Below are 1,056 nucleotides of genomic sequence, written 5' to 3' on the forward strand. Positions count from 1 at the left end.
ATGGCAGATTGCAAGAAATAACTTGAACGAATTTAATGACGTAAATTAAGCAAGAAGATCTCGATTGGTGTATGCCAATTAAGACATTTAAGTGGCCGTGAATTCAAATACCAATTAATTTGAACCAATTGGTGATCACTTAGTTCTTCAATGGCTTGGCCTTTGGGAATAAAGCGCCGCAAAACTCGGTTACGGTTCTCATTACTGCCTCTTTCATGCGGTGAATAGGCATGGGCAAAATAAACCTGTGTACCAGTTCGCCGTTCAATTGTCTGATAGTTAGCGAACTCTTTACCATGATCCACAGTAAGCGTCTTGAGCTTGTCTTGAAGTTGACGAGCTAGTTCAAGTACGGTTTGAGTCATGGACTGACTGTCGCGACCATGGAGCCTTTTAACAATTGTCAGGCGACTTTTACGCTCCACAAAAGTAGCCACAGCTTGACCTTTACGTTTACCAGAAAGTACGGTATCAGCTTCAAAGTGGCCGAATTCCTGGCGAGTTTCGATTTTATGAGGACGCTTCTCAATTGAGCGGCCGTGACTGAACGTACCACGCTTTTCTTTAGCACGATGACGACGAATTCCATGATCAGGCAAATCGGGCAACTGCACATCAAGCCAGCCTTGATCAATCCAGTTATAGACCGTCTTGTAGGCAATCCCCACCACATGGGCAACTTGTTCAGGGGACCACTTCTGGACTTGAATCTTTTCCTCGATCAAGTGTTTAAGGTTTTTAGTAAGCGAAGACTTTCGCCCCCGTTGACTAACCTTTCGTTCAAAGTCAGTTTGCGCTAGCTCAGCCTGGTACTCACCATTTAGTCGGTGAAGTTCGTTAAAGATGGTGGTCTGACTAAAGTCTAAGTAGTTAGCGATGTATCGCAAGGAACGTCCTTCATTATGAAGCGTTTCAATGACAACACGGTTCTGGAATGATACAATAGTGGTGCTCATCAAGGTCCTTCTTTCTAATGGATTGTGTGGTAACACCATTAAAGACCTTGATAGGTTTTTCTGTCCACTTAAATGTTCAACTTAAATTTTACAATCTGCC

The 1,056-nt window shown here is 43.3% G+C and carries 1 protein-coding gene; it reads right to left on the bottom strand.

All coding sequences use genetic code 11. The features are described from left to right. Positions 1 to 32: 32 nt before the first annotated feature. Complete coding sequence (locus IV84_RS10460) at positions 33 to 956, bottom strand: IS30 family transposase (protein WP_054712567.1); 924 nt, start codon at positions 954 to 956, stop codon at positions 33 to 35. Positions 957 to 1,056: the final 100 nt, after the last annotated feature.

The sequence above is a fragment of the Pediococcus damnosus genome, from assembly GCF_001437255.1.
GTDB lineage: Bacteria > Bacillota > Bacilli > Lactobacillales > Lactobacillaceae > Pediococcus > Pediococcus damnosus.

What these genes read in the sequence shown, in the direction of transcription:
- IV84_RS10460 (WP_054712567.1), bottom strand. Translation starts at nt 956, where the DNA reads ATGAGCACCACTATTGTATCATTCCAGAACCGTGTTGTCATTGAAACG.